Below are 19,598 nucleotides of genomic sequence, written 5' to 3'. Positions count from 1 at the left end.
ATCAGCCCCTACCCGGGTGCAGCGCGCCGCACTTCCGGCAGGTCCGCGCCGTCTCGTCGGCGTAGAACTCGGCGAACACCGGAGGCAGGTCCTCGACGATGTCCCGGACCTGCAACTCGATCTCGTGGAGCAACGAGTCGCATTCGAGGCAGTACCACTGGAAGCGTTCGAGCGTTCCTTCCTCTCGAACCCGTTCGATGACCAGCCCGATCGAGTCCGGGTCGGGCCGCTGCGGCGAGTGCGGGACGTTTCCAGGAAGCAGCCAGGTCTCGCCCTCCCGGATGTGCACCGTCTCCTTCCCGTCCTCGGTCATGACATCGACGTGCATGTCTCCCTTGATCTGGAAGAACCATTCCTCGTACGGGTCGAAGTGGTAATCCGTCCGCTGGTTCGGGCCGCCGACGATCTGAACGATGAAGTCCTTTCCGAGCGCCATCGTGCGGTTGTTCACCGGCGGCTTGAGCAGGTGTTCGTGCTCCTCGATCCACTCTTGGAAGTTGATGGTCTGCGGCAGTCTCGTCATAGCGATCTCTCCTCATTGCTTCCGGCGCGCGATGGCCTGGATCTCGATCAGCAGGTGCGGGTGCGGCAATTGGTGCACGGCCACCGTCGTGCGGGTGGGGCCCTGCTCGTCGAAGTACTCGCCGTAGATCTCGTTGTATCCGCCGAAGTCGTTCATGGAGACCAGGAACGTGGTGATCTGTGCGATATCGGAGAGATCCGCCCCGACGTCGCGCAGGATCTCGCGGATGTTCTCGATCACGGCTCTCGTCTGCTCGCGGATGTCCAGGTCGGTCGTGCCGAATTCGTCCACCTCGACGCCGGCGAACGTGTTGTCCGGTCGCCTGGAGCTCGTGCCGGAGACGAAGATCAGGTCCCCGACGACCTTCACGTGCGGAAAACGTCCCCGCGGTGTGGCACGTCCTTCGACAACGCGTGCGGTGTTCATGCTCGTCCTTCCACCGATACCGATCCGATTCCCGCAACCCGGCATTCCGCGACTCCCGCCGTGAGCGTTGCTGCCGCGGTCGCCGCCCCTGCGAGCACGACCTGTCCTGCCCGCAGGGGGATCCGGCGACGGCGGCACATGTCCAGCAAGGCGTGCAACGCGCGGACAGGGTTCCCGAGAACGGCGGCGGTCGAACCGACCACCTCGGTGTTCCCCACCCGCAGTTTCACGGCGCGGTTCGACACGTCTTCGAGCGGACGCCAGGGCCCCACCGCATGAGCCGAGGCCGAGGTGTTGTCGGCGACCACGTCGGTGTAGGTGAACCGGAAATCCCGGTAGCGGGAATCGATGATCTCCAGCGCGGGGGCGAGAGCGTCCACACAGGACTCGATGTCCGCCGTCGGGTCGTCCACGTCGACGTCGCGGCTCAGCCGGTAGGCGACCTCGGGCTCGATCTTCGGGTGAATGAAGCGGGAGAGGTCGACGTCGGCACCGTCCGCGATGCGCATGGCATCGGTGAGCCTGCCCACGATCACGTCGGAGACGCCCATCTGAGCCATCTTGGCCTTGCTGGTGAAGCCGAGCTTCACTCCGACCACTCGTTCACCTCGCGCCTCCCGGCGGGCGATCAGCGCGGCCTGGATCGCGTAGGCCTCCTCGATGCCGAACTCGTGGTCGTCCGCGAGACTCGGCGTGGCCTGGCGGTTCGCCTCCGCGGCGTGCAGTCGATCGGCCAATGCCTCGACCTGCTCGGTAGAGATCATTCGTTGCTCCCCACTGCTGCTGCGTCGCGCCGCGCGGCGAGATCGAGCGCGATGTCGACGATCACGTCCTCCTGGCCCGCACGACCTTGAACATCAGATCCGTTCCGATGTTGCCGGATCCGGTGACGGCCACCGGGATGCTGCCGGCGTCGATGCTCAATCGCCTTCCTCTTCGATCACGGCCTCGACCTCGCCCAACCCGTCCAGCTTCAGCCGGAACCGCCCCGGCTCGTGGATCGGCACCACGGGGCCGACCGCACCGGACATGACCACGTCGCCCGCGCGCAGCGGCTGTTCTCGCCGGACCAGCTCGCGGGCCAGCCACGCCACGGCCACAACCGGCGATCCGAGGCAGGCGTGTCCGGCACCGAACGAGACCGGCTCCCCCTCGCGCTCAAGCGTCATGCCCACCTGCGACAGGTCCTTGCCCAGCAACGGAAACGGCGTGGTTCCGAGCACGACAGCTCCGCTCGACGCGTTGTCGGCCACGGTGTCGGTGATGGTCAGATCCCAGTTCGCGATCCGCGAGTCCACGATCTCGATCGCGGGAAGCACGAATTCGGTCGCCCGCAGCACGTCCGCGACGGTCGCGCCGGGAAAATCGATTCCCCGACCGAGGACGAAGGCGATCTCCCCCTCCGCTCGTGGTTGGAGGAAACGACTTCTCGGCAACGGCTGCGCGTGGGCGAACACCATGTCGTCGAGCAGCACGCCGAAGTCCGGCTGGAACACGCCGAACTGCTGCTGCACGGCCGCGGCCGTGAGACCGATCTTGGCCCCCACCACCCGGGCACCGGCGTCGACCTTGGCATCGACCACCCGGCGCTGCACCTGGTAAGCGGCGTCGACATCGGTGTCGCCGACCAGGTCGCGGACCGGCGAACACGGGGTCCGGGTTTCGGCCGCGGCGATCAACCGCGTTGCGGCCGCGTCGATCCGGTTGTCGGTCGCGGCATGGAGGACTGTCATAGCTGCACGCACACATTCGTCGGTTCGGTGTAGAAGTGGAGGGAGGATTCGCCACCTTCGCGGCCGATGCCGGAAAGGCCGACACCGCCGAAGGGCGACCGGAGATCGCGCAGGAACCAGGTGTTGATCCAGGACATGCCGACGTTCATCCGTTGCGCGACCCGATGTCCACGGCGCAGGTCGTTCGTCCACACCGAAGCCGCGAGACCGTAGTCGGTGTCGTTGGCCAGCGCGATCGCTTCCTCCTCGGCGCTGAAGGGGATCAGCGCGGCCACCGGGCCGAAGATCTCCTCCCGCACGGGACGATGGGCATTGGTCAGCCCGGTCCAGATGGTCGGCTCGATCCACGATCCCCCGCCGAGTCCGGTGCCGAGCGCGGGCACCCCGCCGCCGGTGAGCACGGTGGCGCCGTCCTGTTCGGCCAGTGCGAAGTAGTCGAGCACCTTCTTGCGGTGCGCGTGCGAGATCAACGGGCCGGTGGTGGTCTGCGGGTCCTCCGGCGGACCCAGCCGCAGCCCTTGGGCGCGCTCGACCAGCCCGGCAGCGATGTCGTCAAAAACGCCTCGCTGGACGTAAACCCTTTCGGTGCACAGGCAAACCTGACCGGTGTTGGTGAACACCGACTTGGTCAACCCGGTCAACGCCTCGTCGAAATCGACGTCGTCGAACACGATCGCGGCGTTCTTCCCGCCGAGTTCGAAGGACACCGGACGCACCCGTGGCGCAACCGCCTTCATCACGTGCGACCCGGTAGCCGATGATCCGGTGAAGGTCACGCCGTCGATGCCGGGGTGCGTGACGAGGTGCTCGCCTGCGGAGTCCTGGCCGAAGCCGTGCACCACGTTGTAGACGCCCGGCGGCAGTCCGACCTCGGCGAGGACCTCGGCCAGCAGCGTCGCCGTGGCGGGGGTCTCCTCGCTCGGCTTGACCACGACCGCGTTGCCGCACGCCAGCGCCGGCGCGACCTTCCAGGTCAGCAGCAACAGCGGCAAGTTCCACGGCACGATCACCGCAACCACGCCCAGCGGCTTGCGCACCGCGTAGTTGAGCGCCTGCCCGCCGCCCGCCAGATCGGTGAGGAAGGATTCCAGTCCCGCCGCGGCCACCACGTCGGCGAAGGTCCGGAAGTTGGTCAACGCGCGTGCGACGTCCAGCTCTCGCGCCTGCGTGACGGGCTTGCCGGTGTCGGCGACTTCCGCGGCGACGAACTCCTCGAACCGTTCCTCGATCCGGTCGGCGGCACGGCGCAGCAACGCGGCCCGCTCGCGCACCGGGGTGTCCGCCCAACCGTTGGCCAGGGCCCGGCGAGCGGCCTGGACCGCGCGATCGACGAGCGCGGCATCCGCCTCGTGCACGCGGGCGATCAGCCGCCCCGTCGCCGGATCGACCTGCTCGAAACCCCGATCCGTGTCGGGTTCGACGAACTGCCCGTCGACGAAGTTGCGCGTCCAGAGCCCGTGCTGTGCCGTCATGCGTTCCAATCTGACCGCCGCGCCCATAGCGATCAAATGCGCTTTTCAGCGCGAGCCATACCCAGTCCGCATAGCCGGGGGTCAAGCCGCCACGGCAGCCCCGGGCGCTCCGACGACATCGTCGCGACCTGCAGCTATGCATCCACCACATGGCCCCGGACGAGATGGGCATTCGCTTCCGCCGGATCCTCGGCACATCCTCGACGCGACCCGGCGACGCTCCCTGATCCCGGCTCGTCACCACGGAGGTTCCTGGAGATGTGTTCGGCAACAACAGATCCCGGCCGCTCGACATCGCGGAACGGCTCAGCGCGGAAGGTCGCCTGGGCATCGGCGATCGGCAGCACCATCGAGTGGTACGACTTCTTCCTCTACGGCACCGCGGCCGCGCTCGTGTTCGACAGCCAGTTCTTCCCCGAGCTGGATCCCGCAGTGGGCACCATCGCCGCGTTCGGCACGCTCACCGCGGGATTCCTGGCTCGGCCGTTGGGTGGCGTGATCTTCGGCCACTTCGGAGACCGCGCCGGCCGGCGCAACACGCTGATCGTGTCCCTGCTGCTCATGGGCCTGGCCACCACGATGGTCGGAGCGCTGCCCACCTACGCCGACGTCGGCATCTGGGCTCCGGTCCTCCTGGTGCTCCTGCGACTGGTCCAGGGAATCGGTCTCGGCGGCGAATGGGGCGGGGCCATCGTGCTCACGCTCGAACACGCCCCCGAGGACAGGAAGGGTTTCTACGGCTCGTTCCCGCAACTGGGCACCCCGGCCGGGCTCATCCTCGCCAACGGCGCGTTCCTCGGCTGTCTCGCAGTCGTCGGGAAGGAGGAATTCGTCCAATGGGGATGGCGCATCGTCTTCCTGATCAGCATCGCGCTCGTGGCCGTCGGTCTCTACCTCCGCGTGCACGTCCAGGAGAGTCCGGAGTACGTGCGGACCGCGCAGCGCAAGCAGGTCGACCGAGCACCGGCAGCGGTCGTCTTCTCCCGGCACTGGAAGCCGCTCGTCCACGCGACCCTCGTCATCGTCGGCAACAGCACCGCTGCGTACATCTTCATGGTCTACGTGCTGTCGTACGGCACGACTGCGCAGAACCTGAGCCGGCCGTTCGTGCTCGGGTGCGTGATCCTCGGCTCGGCTGCGTGGCTGGTGTCCGTGCCGTTCTGGGCGCGCCTCGGTGACAGGTTCGGCCTGCGGGCCGTGTTCGTGCACGGATCGGTCGTCCGCCTCGTCTGGTGCCTGGCCTTCTTCCCCATCGTCGACACCGGGAACGAGCCGGTCATCCTGCTGTTCATGGTGTCGATGGGGCTCGTCCTGGCCGTGACCAACGCACCCATCGGCACGTTGACCGCGGGGTTCTTCCCCGTGGAAGTCAGATATTCCGGTGCATCGATCAGCTATCAGATCGGTTCGCTGCTCGGCGGCGGCATCACGCCGCTGGTGGCCTCCGCACTGTTCACGACGACGCGATCGTCGTGGTCGGTGACGGCGTACCTCCTGGCGATCTCCGTGCTGAGCCTCGTGGCGTCGAGCGCGATTCCGCGCCGGGATGCCGCACCCGTCCACGAAGCGAGCGCTCCGGCCGAGGTGCGCTGAACCACGTCGTCGAACAACCGTTTTGGAAAGAGGGAAGATGGAACTCGTCATCCTGGGCAGCTCCGGCGGACCGCAGCCGAACCGCGAACGATCCGCTCCCGCGACGGCGATCGTGCGCGGCGACGACATCCACGTGATCGACTGCGGAAACGGCGTCGCGCGGCAGCTGGTGGCGGCGGGCCTCCGCCTGCGGAACCTTCGATCCGTGCTCGTGACGCACCACCACGTCGATCACAACGCGGATCTCGGGGCCCTGCTCCACCTGGCGTGGACCGCGGGCCTGGTCAGCCCCGTCGACGTGTGCGGACCGCCGCCGCTGGCGCGAATGGTCGAACTGCTCCTGGAGGCCGGCAGGCCCGACATCGAGCATCGCGAGCTGCTCGGCAGGCCGAAGCTCGCCGGACTGTTGCGCACCCGCGAAGTGGCGGAACCCGGGGTCGTCATCACCACGCCGACGATGACCGTCACCGCCGGCACGGCGCTGCATCCGCCGATGCCCGCCTTCGCCTACCGGGTCGACGCCGACGACTCCTCGGTGGTCGTGTCCGGCGACACCGCTGCCTCCGAGCAGGTCGCGGAACTCGCCAGGGGCGCCGACGTCCTCGTGCACGAGGTGTACTCGCCGAACCACCTCGACCGGCTGCTCGCGGGCACGAACGCCGGGGTCGCCGAGTTGCAGCGGCACTTCGCCCGCGCGCACACCGATGCCGAAAGCGCCGGGAAGATCGCGAAGCAGGCGGGTGTGCGCACCCTCGTCCTCTGGCACCTCATCCCGTACGACCTCGACGAGGACGAATGGATCAGGCAGGCGAGCCACCACTTCGACGGCGAGATCCTCGTCGCCCGGGACCTGATGCGGATTCCCGTCGAGTAGAGCGCCACAGCCAACGCGGTTCGGGCTCCTGACAACCTTCGGGGCATTTGGCAGGAGCCCGTGGCGGGTCCGGGTGTCCGAACCATCCGTCGTTGCGGTCGAATGTCACCCGCCCACTGGCGGATCCCGTCAGTCAGGCTCGAGTCGGTCGTGTTGGCGCCGATGCGGCAGTTGCGCCAGGTGGCGCCAGGATGCGTCAGTGGTGCAACGCGTCATCCAAGACGGAGGCGATGTCCGGGTGCCGGCTCTCGAAACCCGCTTCGGTCAGGCGGGTAGGGACGACCCGCAAGCTGCCCATGACCTCGGGAGCCACCTGACCCATGGCTACCCGAAGCAATCCGGTAGGGACACGCAGCAACGCTTGCTTCCCGATCGCGCTCGCCAACGCGCGGGTGAATGCCCGGCTTCGGATCGGGTTCGGCACGGCGATGTTGTAAGGCCCTTCGACTCCTGGACGGTCCATGAGAAACCGGATCGCGCGGACCGCGTCGGCGAGTGATGCGTAGCTCCAGAACTCGCTCCCGCTGCCCAAGGTGGCCCCCAGCCCCGCTCGGAACATGGGCAGCAGCCGGGGCAGGAATCCGCCGCAACGGGAGACCACCAGGCCAAGTCGCAAGTGGCATACGGCGATTCCCGCAGCACTCGCCGGGCTGGTCGCCTCCTCCCAGGCGCGTGTGACCGCGGGGAGGAAACCGTCCGCCACACCACCCGCGGACTCGCCCAGCACCTCGTCACCACGGTCGACGCCGTAAAACCGAATGCCGGAAGCCGAGAGCATCACCGGAGGTGGTCGATGCGCCGCCGCTGCCGCGACCGCAAGCGTGCGAGCACTATCGATCCGGCTGCGCAGTAGCAGGGACTTGTACCCTCGCGTCCAGCGCTGCCCACCCAGAGGTGCACCGGCCAGATTGACGATGACCTCGGCTCCCGCGACCCATGCCGGCCTGGGCTCGGCAACCGGGTCCCACCGCACTTCATCCGGCGACGCCGGCTGCCGCCGCACGAGCCTCCGGACCGTGTGGCCATCGCTTTCCAGTGATCGGCGCAGTGCCGTTCCGATCAGCCCGCCAGCTCCCGCCATGACCACGAGCATCACGCCACCGTCCCCGCACTAGCGGCCAACGCGACGACGAACGCGGTGCTGACCAGCCCCAACATGATCCACGCCTGCCACCGCAGCCGCCGGCGAAACCCCGCCAACTCGTTGGCGGAGGCGAAGACCCGTGCAGGCCAATGCCGCCACGAAACGTTGCAGAACACCGCACCGGCAGCCGCGTACAGCACGGCGACGGCGCCGTAGGCGACCATCCGCTGCGGCACGAGAGCGGCAAGGGCGGAGGTGGTCAGCAGGAGGGTGCAGATCATGCCCGCCACCGGCCACCGGTTCCCGCTCGCCAACTCGAGCAGGAAATCCTCACGTCGATGCTCGTCGGGAAAGAACCGCGCCACCCGCGGCTGAACCACCACCAGGCTGTACACCATCGATCCCAGCCACACAGCGGCGAGGGTCAGATGAACCAGAACGAGGATCGCGGCTAACGCTCCCACGGAGGTGGACATTCCCGAAGACTAATCATTCGGCCGATCTCACGTAGCCGGTTGAGCCGGACCGAAGTATCCCGGTCGCACCGAAGTGGTCACGGACCCGCCGCACCAGGGGGAGGGTTCTCCGGCCCGGGTGGGCGGTACGAGTCGGTGCCGGTTCCGGTTTTGCGCCACGTTCCGGTCGGCCGAACCGAGCCTGCGTCGCATCCGGCCGACGAGTCCACAATGTTTAATCTGGGATTATTGCCAGGGAACCGAGCTCAGATCCGTTACCTGTTGGCAATGAAATGTGATCGGGATCACTTAATAGCTAGTTGCAGTAGGTTATTGACCGCCATATTGTCCCGTTCGTGAACAATTTACTCAGGGCGGCCGCGATCGCCTCGACTCTTGCAATCGGTACCTTTGCAGGAGTCGGCCTCGCCGCCGCCGCCCCGAACATGACGACCACCGCGACCGTCGCCTCCGCGCAGGCGACCGGACTGCCCGACAACACCTGGTGGGGTGTGCCGAACGGCGCAACCGAAGCCGCGTACAACCTCTACGTTCCCGGTTACCAGTTCGGCTGCAATGGCGATCAGCGCCACAAGGGCCTCGACATCTCAGCCCCCACCGGAACCAACATCCACGCTTGGGGATCGGGCCAGGTCGTAGGCACCGGTTATGACGCCGGCGGATATCACCGCTGGATCCAGGTCTACTTCCCGTCGATCGACATGACGATGACCATGGGCCACCTGCTGGACGGTTCCCAGCTGCCTGTTGGCCGCACCTTCGAAGAAGGTGATGTGTGGGCGCAGGTCGGGACGACGGCGGACGGACTCACCTTCTCGCACGTCCATTACCGCGCCTCGCACGGCAACTGGGGCGCCTCGCCCATCGGCCCCTGCGACGATGTGGACCCGTTCGTGGTGTGGTCCTCTTTGGGCTTGCCCGCCTGATCCACATCTCCAGTGCGCCGCCAGGCGCATGCCGCTGCCGGCGACGATCAGTAGCTCCGAAGTGGAACTGGAGTCCTCCTGCGACCCCGGAGCAATTCGTCATCGCGGCCGGCTTGTTCGTGCAGTCCGTTCTTTTCGAAAGGTAATGACGTGGTGAACCGGAAAAATTCATTCAGGAGAATTGTCGGCGCTGTCGCGCCGGTGTTCATGGGCGCAACGTTCATGTTGGGGAGTGCGACGCCGGCTTCGGCCGCGGACGGCTACGCCCTGCCCTATCCCGCTGGTGAGTCGTACGTGGTGACCCAGGGGCCGGAGGGCACCTTCTCGCACGTCGGCCCGTACAACGAGTACGCCTGGGACTTCGGTCTTCCCGCCAACTACGAGGTGTCAGCCGCCCAGGGCGGGACCATCCTCGCGTCGGACTGGTCGCCGTACTGGCAGAACGGCATCGAGGTCATCATCCAGCACCCGAACGGCCAGTGCACCCACTACGCGCACCTCAACAAGGCGATCTACAACACCGGCGACCAGGTTCCGCAGGGGCGGGTCATCGGCTTGTCGGGGAGCACTGGAGCGTCGACTGATCCACACCTGCACTTCCAGGTGATCGACTGCAACACCCGCGTAGGCATTCCCGCCACGGTGCAGGGGCAGACGCCCGGCACCGGCACGTCGCCGGTGAGCGTGAACGCCCGAGCCTGACCGGCTGAACGCGGACGCGATCCTGTTGCACCTCCTTGCGGCCCAACAGGATCTGAACTGAACGAGCACGCAACGGCGGGGGTTGATCTCGAACGAGGTCAACCCCCGTCTTACGCGTGGAGGCGTCAACCGGAAGGTCGGCGCAGGCTCGTCGAGCGGCGCTGTCCTCTTCGGACCGGATGCATGGAATTGCCCTTCCTGGTCGAGAATGCGGTCATCCGGTCCGACCTGGGCGATCGTGACTCCGGTGATCCGGGCGACGATCGGATCTTCATTCGCGCGCGTAGACCTCCGCACCACCGACGTAGGTGGCCCGGACTGCGATCTCCGAGATCTGGTCGTGGGGCACCTCGAGCGGGTCGTCTTCGAGCACCGCGAAATCGGCGAGCTGACCGACGACCAGTGAGCCCTTCAGCCCTTCCTCACCGGTGCTGGCCGCTGATCCCGTTGTGTAGACCGACAGCGCCTCGGCCGGAGAGACCCGCTGCCCCGCGCCGACAACCGACCCATCCCAGCCGGTCCGCGTGACCATGCTCTGCACCGCCAGGAGGGGTTCCACCGGACCGCACGGATAGTCGGACGAACCGGCGACGGTGATGCCGGCGTCCAGGAAGGAGCGGTGGGCGAACATCCGCTCCACCCGGGCCTCGCCGTACCAATCGATCAAGTGCCCGCCGTGCTGGTGAACGTAGTTGCCGAACGGCACAGCGATCGCGGACAGGGCTCGGATCCGGCCGAGGATGTCGTCGTCCACCAGGCTGCAGTGCTCGATGCGGTGCCGCAGACCAGGTTTCGGCATTTCCCGGTGGGCGCGTTCGAGTTCGTCGAGCACGAGCCGGATCGCCCTGTCCCCATTGGCGTGGACGCAGACCCGGTTGCCATCGCCGTGCACCGCCCGGACGATGCCGGCGAGTTCCTCCCGCGTGAGCACCTGGATGCCGTGATCGCCAGTGCCGTGGTGCGGCTCGTCGAGCAGGCACGTCCGGCCGCCGACCGCGCCATCGGCGAAGGTCTTGACGCCGACGAACCGAAGCCCGGCGTCCCCGAAGCCCGAACGAAGGCCGAGCCGGCGCAAGGTGTCGTAGTGCTCCGCGGCCAGGAGGAACCCGACCCTCATCGTCAGCAGCCCCTGCTCCCGCGCCGCGGCGAAGAGGCGGATGTCGTCTGGCCCCACGAGTGCGTCGCACACCGATGTCACGCCGGCCGCGTGCCAGCGGCGCACCACGCGTCCAAGCGCCTCTACGCGGTCGTCGAACCGGGACTGCGGTACGACTGGACCCCCCGCCGCATCGACGTGACCGTAGGCGAATTCGTTCAACGCGCGTTCGTAGAGGACGCCGTCGAGCCGCCCGGTCGCGTCGCGGCCGTACTCGCCACCACTCGGAGGTAGCGACTCATCGGTGATGCCGCCTGCGGCCAGCGCTGCCGAGTTGACCACACCCCAGTGACAGGCGACGTGCAGCACGATCGCCGGGACATCACCGGTGACCTCGTCCAGGTCCCAACGGGTAAGTCGGCGCCCCTCGGCCATCCGCGCATCGTCGTAGCCGAAGGCTTGGACCCAGCCGTCCACCGGGTCGCGCCTTGCAGCGGCCCCGACCTTCGCGGTCAGCTCCGCGAGGGAGGACACCTCCGCGGGGGACACGTCGACCTGGAGCTCGCTGTCGGCGGCCATCGACAGGTGCACGTGCGCGTCGTTGAAGCCAGGGGTGACAACTGCGTCGCCCAGATCCACGAGCCGCGCGAGAGGCAGCGACCGCCGAAGGTCGGCCGCATCGCCCACCGCAACGATTCTGTCCCCGAGCACTGCGACCGCGTCAGCGGATGGGGAGGACGGCGTGATGACCCGACGCGCACGGAAGATGCGCGGCTCGGCTGACGAATGCATGCGATTCCTTCCAGGTTTTCGGTGCTGAGAAAGCTGGGACCGCGCCTGCCGGCGTGTTCACGTCTACTGGCGCGTAGGGGTTGTCGCACCGAGTCTCATGCGGGCGCATCGCTGGCGCGAAGGTCCGAGTTGTCCGGCAGATCCGCAACGCCTTGGGACTTCGCGGTCCTGCGGCCCAGCGCTGCCACGCACACCAAGGTCAAGACGATCAGCCCGACGTGGTAGGCGACGACCAGGCCGATCCCGCCGCTGGAGAGCAGGGACTGCGCGATGAGCGGGACCGAGCCGCCGATCACCGTTGCGGAAAGCTGGTAGGCCAACGAGATTCCGGTGTACCGGATCCTGGCGGGGAACGCGTGCGTGAGGAAGCCGGCGAGGACGGCGAAGTAGGCCGGCGCGACGATGTTGATGACGACGATGCCGATGACGATCTTGCTCCCGTCACCCGTGCTGACGAGCAGGTAGAAGACCGGGGTGAGGAGGGCGCTCGCCGCCAGGGCCACGATCATGAACCGCGTGGCGCCGACGCGGTGCGCGATCAGCGCTGCCACCGGTTGCGCGCAGAACTGGATGACGGTGCCCACCAGCAGGGCCGACAAGATCGTCTCCCGGGTCACGCCGAGCTCGGTCGTGGTCCAAGCGATCAGGAACGCGTTCAGGAAGTACGCTGCGCCGATCCCGATAGCCGATGCCCCGATTCCCAACAGGACTGCGGCCGGGGCCGTCCGCAGCACTTCGGCCGCCGGCGCCTTGACGATCTCGCCGCGTCGCTTGGCCGCCAAGAACTCCGGCGACTCGGCCACGGTCAGCCTGATCACCAGGCCCACCACCAGCAAGACCGCAGACACGAGGAACGGGACACGCCACCCCCAGGCGGCGAAGTCCTCGGCTGACAGCCGGCTCACGCCCAGGAAGACCAGGGTCGCCAGCAGGCCACCCGCCGGCGAGCCCTGCTGGGCGAAGGCGCCGAAGAGGATTCGACGGCTCGGTGGCGCGTGCTCAGCCGCGATCAGCACAGCTCCTCCCCATTCACCGCCGAGCGCCAGGCCCTGCACCAATCGGAGCAGGATGAGGAGGGCCGGGGCAGCCATCCCGATCGAGGCATAGCTGGGCACCAGACCGATGGCGGTACTGGAGACGCCCATGAGGACCAGCGTGGTGACGAGCGTCTTCTTGCGGCCGATCCGATCGCCGAGATGACCGAAGACCACGCCTCCCAGCGGCCGGGCCAGGAAACCCGTCCAGAAGGTCGCGAAGGACGCGAGCAGACCGGCTACCGGTGACGCCGTGGGGAAGAAGACCTCCCCGAAGACGAGCGCCGCAGCGGTTCCGAAGATGAAGAAGTCGTACCACTCGATCGCGGTGCCGATGAACGATCCGAGGCCCGCCCGGCGGGCTGCGCGGAGATCAGAAGAACTGGACATGCCGTCTCCTCGACGACGAGAGCGTTGAGGCTCGGTGACCGGAACGGGATCTGATTCTGGGCGCATCTGGCATAGCCGTCTAATGCCCGTTAACATCGCTGCCCATACCTCGGAGGCATGGTGGAGATCAGAGTTCTGCGGTACTTCCTGGCAGTGGTCGACCAAGGCTCCATCACGGCGGCCGCGCGCGATGTCCGAATCGCACAGCCTTCGCTCTCCCGCCAACTGCGCAACCTCGAACGCAGCCTGGGAGTGGAACTCTTCTCACGCACGCCCGGGCCGCGAAAGCTCACCGCCGCCGGGGAGCGCTTCCTGCCCCTCGCCCGTGACCTGGTGGCCCGGGCCGACCGCACGCTGAGCGCGGTCAGGACCATGACCCAGGGGCACGACGTGCCGTTGACCGTCGCCGCACCCCCGACCACGATCGCCGACTTCCTGGCGCCCTACCTCGCCGACCGAGGCGCCGCCTCGTCAATTCGCGACATCCTCGAACGCGACGCGCGCAGCGTGTACGACGTCGTTGCGCGCGGAGATGCCGATCTCGGCGTCGCGCCCATCCCGCCACCCGGATCGATGGAATCACGCGTCGTGGGTCACGCCCCCGTGCTCGCACTGGTGCCACCAACCCACCCGCTGGCGCGAATCGGCGAAGTCGAGCTGACCGAGCTCGTCCACGAGCAACTGATCCTGATGCATCCCGTCAACGCGGGTCGACTGGCGCTCGACGCGGCTGCCGCACGCGAGGGTCTGGTCTACAACGAGCCGCGAGTGGTTTCGACAACCGTCGTGGCCCGTGCCTTGGCAGCCTCGGGCCACGGGATCGCCGTGCTCACCGACAAAGCGATTTTCGGACTCAGCCCGGTCGCCATCCGGGTGGGCGAGAGCCTGCTCTCCGTGACCCTGTACGCCGGCTGGGACAGGACCCACTGGGCCGGCGCACAGGTAGCCGCGCTCGTCGACTCGGTCTCCCGGTTCCACCGAGAAGTGCTCGCACGCATCCGTCTCTTCGAGAACGCACCGGCCGACCGCTCGGAGTAACAGCCCGAGGTTGCCCTTACCACGAGACCTTCCCACGGCGTGCCCGCCGACGATTCCGCGCCACCCGAATGCCGTCCACAGGAGACAGTGACCTGCGAAAAACGAGAAACCGCAGGACGAACGGTGCAACTCACTACCGTTCAGCGCAGTACAACGCGCTCCCTGGACCGGCGCCCGCTGGCGCTTCCCTGGCCGGGGTGCCTGCGGGCAAGCCGGGTCGGCCGTGGTCGGCCTGCTCCAAGAACGGAGAGCTTCGTGCTGGAGTACTCAGTCAATCAGTGATGTCCACCAGAACCAGGTCGATTCGTGCTCTCCTGCCTGATGTGCGGACCGGGTGCGTCATGCTGCGCCCAGCAGGTGGGCGGCGTCGGTGTACTGGGCGAGCTTGCCGGGGTCGAGGTCGATGCCGAGGCCGGGTTCGTCAGGGATGGCGAGCATGCCGTCGTCGTCGAGTTGCCAGGGCCGAGCGGTGAGGTCGTCGATGTACGGCGATCCGGTGACGTACTCGACGAGGTCCGTGTCGGGCAGCGCGGACGCGAGCTGGAGATCGGTCGCGAGGCCGACGGCGGTGTTCCAGCCGTGAGGGATGAGCTTGACACCGTGATCGTGGGCCGCCCACCCGATGCGCCGCAGCTCGCTGGTGCCGCCGACCTTGGTGACGTCGGGCTGCACGATGTCGAGCGCGCCGGCCTCGATCCACGGGTGGAACGACTGCCGGCGAGTCAGCACTTCTCCGCCGGAGATCGCGACGAGGGCGAGGCGGCGCAGGTGTGTGTAGTCGTCGAGCGCGTCCGGAGGCAGGGGTTCCTCGAACCAGGCGACGTCGTAGTCGCGCAACATGTGTGCGGTGCGCAGTGCCCACTTGTATCCCTGGGTCCAGGCGCTGTCGCTGGCGCCGGCGTCGACCATGAGCATCGCGTCGGGTCCGATGGCGTCGCGTGCGGCCGCGACGATGCGCTCGTCGAGGCGCTCATCGGTGCGGCCGAACGGCCCCCAGCCGATCTTGAACGCCGTCCAGCCGGCGTTCCGCAGTTGGAGCAGGTGGTCGCGCAGCGGTTCGGGCTGGTCCATGAGCAGGGAGGCGTACGGGCGGACACGCTCGCGATAGCGGCCGCCGAGGAGACGGCCAACCGGTTGGCCGGTGACCTTGCCCAGGATGTCCCACAGCGCGGTGTCGATGCCACTGATGGCGTGTGTGATCGATCCACCACGCCCCATCCAGAACGTGCTGCGGTGCAGCCGCTCACTGGTGCGCTCGGGCTCCAGCGCGTTGGAACCAATGATCAGGGGACGCAGCACCTCAAGCGCGCCCCGCACCAAGTTCTCGCTGGTGAAGACGCTGCCGATGCCGACCAATCCGTCCTCGGCGTGGACGGTGACGAGGGTGTGCACCACATCGTCCTGCATCAGCTCCTCTTGCCAGCCTCCTTCAGGTGTCGCGCCGCGCAGTCCGGTGGCCCTGACCTCGATGATCTTCACTGTTTCCCTTTTCGCGGTGTAGTGGTGTTCTGATGCGTGGTCAGCTTCGCGGCAGGTACTGCCCTGCACGGGTGCCGAGGTGCTGTCCGTCGTGGACGACGAGCCGGCCGTTGACGATCACGTGGGGTACCCCAGCCGCGTAGCGCCCGGTGAACGCGAACGTGTCCTGGGCTGCGAGAGCCTTGAGATCGAGCACGGCGAGATCGGCGTGCGCTCCCACTTGGACGCGCCCACGCCCGTGCAGTGCGAAGCGGTCGGCGACCATCGAGGTCATCTTCCGCAGTGCCTCCTCGAGGGTGAGGGTGCCGGCCCGCAGGACGTGGTGCGCGATGTAATGGGTGTGGCCGGTGAAGAAGAGCGGGTGGCGCGTGCGTTCGGCGAGAGGTCCGTCGGTGCGGCTGGTGAACCCGTCGACGCCGAGGCAGAACAGCGGATGGGCAATCGCCTCGGCGACGTGCTCGGGGGTGAACAATCGACCCATCAGCTGCACGGCGTGCATGTCCGCCCCGGCTGCCTGGAGGACATCGAAGAACGCGTCCCAACAGTCCTGTCCCCGGTGCCCGGCTATCTGCGGGAAGGACAAGCCCTCCAGTTCCGGTGTCGCCGGACTGGTCGCGAGGACGACGCGGTCCCACTGTCCCTTGTGCACGAACCGCCAGTACCGGTCGCAGTCGCCACGCAGCCGACCCCGAATCTCGGCGTCATCCAGTAGCCGTGCGGTCTGGGCAGGACCGTCGGCGAGAATCCATCCCGGCAGCAAGCCGGTGGCGAGGCCGATGCCGTGCGGGTAGGGAGTCATGTCGGCAAGCACGTCCATCCCCGCCTTCCGCTCGGCGGCGAGTCGGCCGACGGCCTCCTGCCAGGCATCCGGCGACGCGCCGGTGTCGTGGCGAACATTGAGATGCGACAGCTGCGCACGAAGGTTGTTGCGCCGTGCGACGGCGAGGAACTCATCCACGGCGTCGAGGAGGTGGGCGTCGCGGTTGCGGATGTGGCTGGCGTAGATGCCGTCGTACCGGGAGAGCGCGGCGGCGACGCCGGTGAGCTCATCGGTGGTCGCATCACGCCCGGAGCCGTACTCCAGGCCGCTCGACATCCCGAGCGCCCCCGCGTCCATCGCCTCCTCAAGGTGTCGGACCATCCGCGTGACGCCGTCGGCGCCGGCGCCGGTACCGCGTACCGCGGCTGCATCGCGCAGAGCCGTGTGCCCGACGAACCACGCCAGATTCTGAGATGTTCCCCCGTCGTGACGATGCACGACGTCGAGCAGATCTGCGAAGCGGCGCCACGTGACCTCTCCGTCGTACCCGTACGCGCTCAGCGCGTTGCGGGCCGCGTCGACGCCAGCCGGAGCGACGGGCGCGTATGTGACGCCGCAGTTGCCGACGACCTCGGTCGTCACGCCCTGGCGGATGGTGCTCTGGGCATCGCGGTTGCCGAGGACCGACCAGTCGCTGTGACTGTGCGGGTCGATGAAGCCGGGGGCAACGGTCAACCCCGTGACATCGATGCGTTGCCCCGCCTCGGCGCGCAGACCGCTCTCGACGGCGACTACTCGCCCGTCCTTGACAGCGACGTCTGCCACCCGTGCGGGTGCGCCCGTGCCGTCGACGAGCTTCCCGCCGAGCAGGACGAGGTCGACGACGGGAGCGACGACCGCGGGCATCAGCGGAGCTCCTGATCGTGACGGTCTCGCACGCGGCTGAGGAAGGCGAGCGAGATCAGCGCCCCGAAGGTGAGGTAGAACGCTGGGGCGACGTCGACACCGGTCGATGTCGCGAGGAACGTGTTCACGAAGGGCGCAGTGCCACCGAAGACCGCCACGCCGATGTTGTACGAGCTGGAGAACGCGGTCGAACGGACTCGAGTGGGGAACAACTCGATGAACATCGCTGCCATCGGGCCCGAGACCGTGGCGAACAAGACGACGAAGACGACCTGGCCGAGGAAGGCACCGGCGATGGTGCCGCTGGCGACGAGCGCGAAGACCGGGTAGGTGCCGAGCGCGAAGAGCGCCATGGCGCCCACCATCAGCTTCTTGCGTCCGACGCGGTCTGACAGGGCACCCGCGGCGATGATCAGCGGCACTTCGATCAGCAGAGCTACGACGTTGGTCGTCAGGGCATCCGCCAGGGGAAGGGCGTCGACGCCGGCCAGGAACGCCGGGAAACTGGTCGCCGTGTACCCGTAGAGGGTCACGCCGAAGACGATGCCGAGCACGAGCAGCCAGTTGCGGCGCGTTGGTGTTCGCCACTCGTCGTCGGCGGCAGGGACATCGTTCGTGCTCTGCTGATGCGAGCGCACGTCTTCGCCGAGCTCTCGGTAGGCCGGGGACTCGTCGAGCTTGAGGCGGACGAACAGCCCGATCACCGCGACGACGCCGCCGACGAGGAACGGGACGCGCCACCCCCACGCGTCGACTGCCTGCTCGGGTATGACTCGGACGATGACGGTGGCAATGCCCGTCCCAAGCAGGAATCCGGTAACCGTCGATGCCTGCACGATGCCTGAGAACAACCCACGCCGACCAGTGCGCGCGTGCTCGAGGAGATACGTCGCCCCGCCGGTCCACTCGGCGCCCACCGCCAGACCCTGGATCATCCGCAACGCCACGAGCAGCGCCGGGGCGAGCAAACCGACCGAGGCGTACGTCGGGAGCAGACCGATGAGCAGGCTCGAGACGCCGACGATCACCATCGTCAGAGCGAGCATGCTCCGACGGCCGGCACGGTCGCCGAGACGACCCAGGAAGATCGCGCCGAGGGGGCGGCACACGAATCCCACCGCATACGAGGCGAGGGCCACCAGCAGCGAGACCGTCGGATCGTCCGTCGGGAAGAAAAGGCGTCCGATGACAGCGGCCATCGCGCCGTAGATCGCAAAGTCGTACCACTCGAGCACCGTTCCCAGCACCGCCGCGGTCGTGACCTTGCCCGGTACTCGATGGCCGGTGTCCGTGCGCCTCTGCCGTGCTGATGTCCCTAGCTTCATTGCCCAGCCTCTCCATGGGACTCCCTGACGAGACGCTGACAGTAGGTCGCAAATGGCAGATGGTCAACCATCGGCCATCTGCTAGGCTGAGACGCCCGACCAAGGAGTCCTGCACGATGTCCGCACTGCCTGCTTCGCCACCCGAGTCGAGGCGCGACTGGGTCCTGCGCAACCTGCGCGAACGCATCGCCTCGGGTGAACTCGCCGCCGGCGAAAGGCTCGTCGAGCGCGACATCTCAGCGAACTACGGCATCAGCCGCGGACCGGTCCGCGAAGCGATCATGGTCCTCGAACAAGAGGGCCTCGTCGTCTCGCACTCCTATCGCGGTGCCGTCGTCGCAGAGATCCCCCAGACGGAGATCTCCGAGATTCTCGTGCCGATCCGCCTCGTCATCGAGAAAGTCGCGTTCCGCGATGCGGCGAAGGCGGGGAACGAGGAGCTCCGCGCTGCGCTCGAGGTGATCGTTCAGCAAATGGAATCAGCGGCTCACCCGCTCGACGCGCGACGTCTCGCGGACCTCGATGTCGCGTTCCACGAGACCGTGATCGCGGCCATGCGGCACACGCAGTCGCTGCAGATCTGGCGCACGATCCAGCCTCGGGTGCGGGCATACTTCCTCCGCGACGCCCCACACCATGACAGCCCGCACGCCGTGGTCGAACAGCATCGCGCACTCCTCGACGCCCTCAGCTCCGGCGACCCGCAACGCGCCGAGGCCGAGATCACCGAGCACATCGGCACCTACCTCGACTGATGGCACGACGTCAGCGGCGTGCCGCTGCGACGGCCATCAGAGTCTGCCGAGAATCCGAGGTGATCGCCTCCGCCGGGCGAAGCACTGCGCCGGCTCGGCAAAGATCGCCTCGGCCTGGTCGACGTTGCCCTCGCCGAGCGCGGCGGTGACCGCTTCGCTGCACACGCGCGCCTGGGCGGCATCCTGAACGAGTACCGACACGCATCCTGATCTC

The 19,598-nt window shown here is 67.6% G+C and carries 19 protein-coding genes; 6 read left to right on the top strand and 13 right to left on the bottom strand.

All coding sequences use genetic code 11. The annotated features are described in order from the left end of the window. Position 1: 1 nt before the first annotated feature. From AC07FN_RS08515 to AC07FN_RS08495, 5 genes are all read right to left on the bottom strand, one after another. On the bottom strand, positions 2–523 hold the full coding sequence (locus tag AC07FN_RS08515) for a 3-hydroxyanthranilate 3,4-dioxygenase (RefSeq protein ID WP_478395040.1): 522 nt from the start codon (positions 521–523) through the stop codon (positions 2–4). A gap of 12 nt (positions 524–535) precedes the next feature. Then, the gene (locus AC07FN_RS08510; protein ID WP_478395039.1) at positions 536–949 is read right to left on the bottom strand and encodes a RidA family protein; all 414 of its coding nucleotides are present in this window, start codon (positions 947–949) and stop codon (positions 536–538) included. Further along, positions 946–1,713: a 2-keto-4-pentenoate hydratase gene (locus AC07FN_RS08505; RefSeq protein WP_478395038.1), complete on the bottom strand. Its 768-nt coding sequence runs from the start codon at positions 1,711–1,713 to the stop codon at positions 946–948. Before AC07FN_RS08505 ends, AC07FN_RS08510 begins: the two co-directional genes overlap by 4 nt. Before the next feature lie 156 nt (positions 1,714–1,869). Further along, positions 1,870–2,682 (bottom strand): 2-keto-4-pentenoate hydratase, encoded by an 813-nt coding sequence (locus tag AC07FN_RS08500; protein WP_478395037.1) that lies wholly within the window; start codon positions 2,680–2,682, stop codon positions 1,870–1,872. Further along, a complete protein-coding gene (locus AC07FN_RS08495) occupies positions 2,679–4,154 on the bottom strand; it encodes a 2-hydroxymuconic semialdehyde dehydrogenase (protein WP_478395036.1) in 1,476 nt (491 codons plus the stop codon). The genes AC07FN_RS08500 and AC07FN_RS08495 overlap by 4 nt, the downstream gene beginning before the upstream one ends. A gap of 258 nt (positions 4,155–4,412) precedes the next feature. Between AC07FN_RS08495 and AC07FN_RS08490 the strand changes: the two genes are divergently transcribed. Continuing rightward, positions 4,413–5,747: an MFS transporter gene (locus AC07FN_RS08490; protein WP_478395035.1), complete on the top strand. Its 1,335-nt coding sequence runs from the start codon at positions 4,413–4,415 to the stop codon at positions 5,745–5,747. 37 nt (positions 5,748–5,784) lie between these two features. Then, the gene (locus AC07FN_RS08485; RefSeq protein ID WP_478395034.1) at positions 5,785–6,621 is read left to right on the top strand and encodes an MBL fold metallo-hydrolase; all 837 of its coding nucleotides are present in this window, start codon (positions 5,785–5,787) and stop codon (positions 6,619–6,621) included. Between the two features lie 196 nt (positions 6,622–6,817). On the opposite strand, the gene AC07FN_RS08480 is transcribed toward AC07FN_RS08485, so the two are convergent. Continuing rightward, positions 6,818–7,714, bottom strand: coding sequence for a TIGR01777 family oxidoreductase (locus AC07FN_RS08480; RefSeq protein WP_478395169.1), 897 nt, complete (start codon positions 7,712–7,714; stop codon positions 6,818–6,820). Continuing rightward, positions 7,714–8,181: a hypothetical protein gene (locus AC07FN_RS08475; RefSeq protein WP_478395033.1), complete on the bottom strand. Its 468-nt coding sequence runs from the start codon at positions 8,179–8,181 to the stop codon at positions 7,714–7,716. The genes AC07FN_RS08480 and AC07FN_RS08475 overlap by 1 nt, the downstream gene beginning before the upstream one ends. A 335-nt stretch (positions 8,182–8,516) precedes the next feature. Here AC07FN_RS08475 and AC07FN_RS08470 point away from each other — a divergent pair, with 335 nt between their 5' ends. Next, positions 8,517–9,107 (top strand): M23 family metallopeptidase, encoded by a 591-nt coding sequence (locus AC07FN_RS08470; RefSeq protein ID WP_478395032.1) that lies wholly within the window; start codon positions 8,517–8,519, stop codon positions 9,105–9,107. A gap of 207 nt (positions 9,108–9,314) precedes the next feature. After that, entirely contained in the window at positions 9,315–9,809 is a 495-nt protein-coding gene (locus tag AC07FN_RS08465) for a M23 family metallopeptidase (protein ID WP_478395031.1), read from the top strand. 271 nt (positions 9,810–10,080) lie between these two features. Here the strand turns inward: AC07FN_RS08465 and AC07FN_RS08460 are convergent, their stop codons facing one another. Together AC07FN_RS08460 and AC07FN_RS08455 are read right to left on the bottom strand one after the other, a co-directional pair. Beyond that, positions 10,081–11,592 carry an amidohydrolase gene (locus tag AC07FN_RS08460; RefSeq protein WP_478395030.1) on the bottom strand — a complete coding sequence of 504 codons (1,512 nt, stop codon included), beginning with the start codon at positions 11,590–11,592 and terminating at the stop codon, positions 10,081–10,083. Positions 11,593–11,792: 200 nt separating this feature from the next. Beyond that, on the bottom strand, positions 11,793–13,121 hold the full coding sequence (locus AC07FN_RS08455; RefSeq protein ID WP_478395029.1) for an MFS transporter: 1,329 nt from the start codon (positions 13,119–13,121) through the stop codon (positions 11,793–11,795). A 117-nt stretch (positions 13,122–13,238) separates the two neighbouring features. Here AC07FN_RS08455 and AC07FN_RS08450 point away from each other — a divergent pair, with 117 nt between their 5' ends. Continuing rightward, positions 13,239–14,159, top strand: coding sequence for a LysR family transcriptional regulator (locus tag AC07FN_RS08450; RefSeq protein ID WP_478395028.1), 921 nt, complete (start codon positions 13,239–13,241; stop codon positions 14,157–14,159). 339 nt (positions 14,160–14,498) lie between these two features. Here AC07FN_RS08450 and AC07FN_RS08445 read toward each other — a convergent pair whose 3' ends face one another. The 3 genes from AC07FN_RS08445 to AC07FN_RS08435 are packed head-to-tail and all read right to left on the bottom strand — an operon-like array spanning position 14,499 to position 18,629. Then, complete coding sequence (locus AC07FN_RS08445; protein ID WP_478395027.1) at positions 14,499–15,638, bottom strand: mandelate racemase/muconate lactonizing enzyme family protein; 1,140 nt, start codon at positions 15,636–15,638, stop codon at positions 14,499–14,501. A gap of 40 nt (positions 15,639–15,678) precedes the next feature. After that, positions 15,679–17,304, bottom strand: coding sequence for an N-acyl-D-amino-acid deacylase family protein (locus AC07FN_RS08440; RefSeq protein WP_478395026.1), 1,626 nt, complete (start codon positions 17,302–17,304; stop codon positions 15,679–15,681). Continuing rightward, entirely contained in the window at positions 17,304–18,629 is a 1,326-nt protein-coding gene (locus tag AC07FN_RS08435) for an MFS transporter (RefSeq protein ID WP_478395025.1), read from the bottom strand. Before AC07FN_RS08435 ends, AC07FN_RS08440 begins: the two co-directional genes overlap by 1 nt. Here AC07FN_RS08435 and AC07FN_RS08430 point away from each other — a divergent pair. Then, entirely contained in the window at positions 18,629–19,384 is a 756-nt protein-coding gene (locus AC07FN_RS08430) for a GntR family transcriptional regulator (protein WP_478395024.1), read from the top strand. The genes AC07FN_RS08435 and AC07FN_RS08430 overlap by 1 nt on opposite strands. 36 nt (positions 19,385–19,420) lie before the next feature. Here the strand turns inward: AC07FN_RS08430 and AC07FN_RS08425 are convergent, their stop codons facing one another. Then, complete coding sequence (locus AC07FN_RS08425) at positions 19,421–19,585, bottom strand: hypothetical protein (RefSeq protein ID WP_478395023.1); 165 nt, start codon at positions 19,583–19,585, stop codon at positions 19,421–19,423. Positions 19,586–19,598 lie beyond the last annotated feature (13 nt).

The sequence above is a fragment of the Saccharopolyspora sp. NPDC045941 genome, from assembly GCF_056431445.1.
This window is presented reverse-complemented; position numbering and strand designations above follow the sequence as displayed.

Bases quoted from the DNA above. Each gene is read 5' to 3' on its own strand.
- AC07FN_RS08515 (WP_478395040.1), bottom strand. From the start codon at position 523: ATGACGAGACTGCCGCAGACCATCAACTTCCAAGAGTGGATCGAGGAG.
- AC07FN_RS08510 (WP_478395039.1), bottom strand. From the start codon at position 949: ATGAACACCGCACGCGTTGTCGAAGGACGTGCCACACCGCGGGGACGT.
- AC07FN_RS08505 (WP_478395038.1), bottom strand. From the start codon at position 1,713: ATGATCTCTACCGAGCAGGTCGAGGCATTGGCCGATCGACTGCACGCC.
- AC07FN_RS08500 (WP_478395037.1), bottom strand. From the start codon at position 2,682: ATGACAGTCCTCCATGCCGCGACCGACAACCGGATCGACGCGGCCGCA.
- AC07FN_RS08495 (WP_478395036.1), bottom strand. From the start codon at position 4,154: ATGACGGCACAGCACGGGCTCTGGACGCGCAACTTCGTCGACGGGCAG.
- AC07FN_RS08490 (WP_478395035.1), top strand. From the start codon at position 4,413: ATGTGTTCGGCAACAACAGATCCCGGCCGCTCGACATCGCGGAACGGC.
- AC07FN_RS08485 (WP_478395034.1), top strand. From the start codon at position 5,785: ATGGAACTCGTCATCCTGGGCAGCTCCGGCGGACCGCAGCCGAACCGC.
- AC07FN_RS08480 (WP_478395169.1), bottom strand. From the start codon at position 7,714: ATGCTCGTGGTCATGGCGGGAGCTGGCGGGCTGATCGGAACGGCACTG.
- AC07FN_RS08475 (WP_478395033.1), bottom strand. From the start codon at position 8,181: ATGTCCACCTCCGTGGGAGCGTTAGCCGCGATCCTCGTTCTGGTTCAT.
- AC07FN_RS08465 (WP_478395031.1), top strand. From the start codon at position 9,315: ATGGGCGCAACGTTCATGTTGGGGAGTGCGACGCCGGCTTCGGCCGCG.
- AC07FN_RS08455 (WP_478395029.1), bottom strand. From the start codon at position 13,121: ATGTCCAGTTCTTCTGATCTCCGCGCAGCCCGCCGGGCGGGCCTCGGA.
- AC07FN_RS08450 (WP_478395028.1), top strand. From the start codon at position 13,239: ATGGTGGAGATCAGAGTTCTGCGGTACTTCCTGGCAGTGGTCGACCAA.
- AC07FN_RS08440 (WP_478395026.1), bottom strand. From the start codon at position 17,304: ATGCCCGCGGTCGTCGCTCCCGTCGTCGACCTCGTCCTGCTCGGCGGG.
- AC07FN_RS08435 (WP_478395025.1), bottom strand. From the start codon at position 18,629: ATGAAGCTAGGGACATCAGCACGGCAGAGGCGCACGGACACCGGCCAT.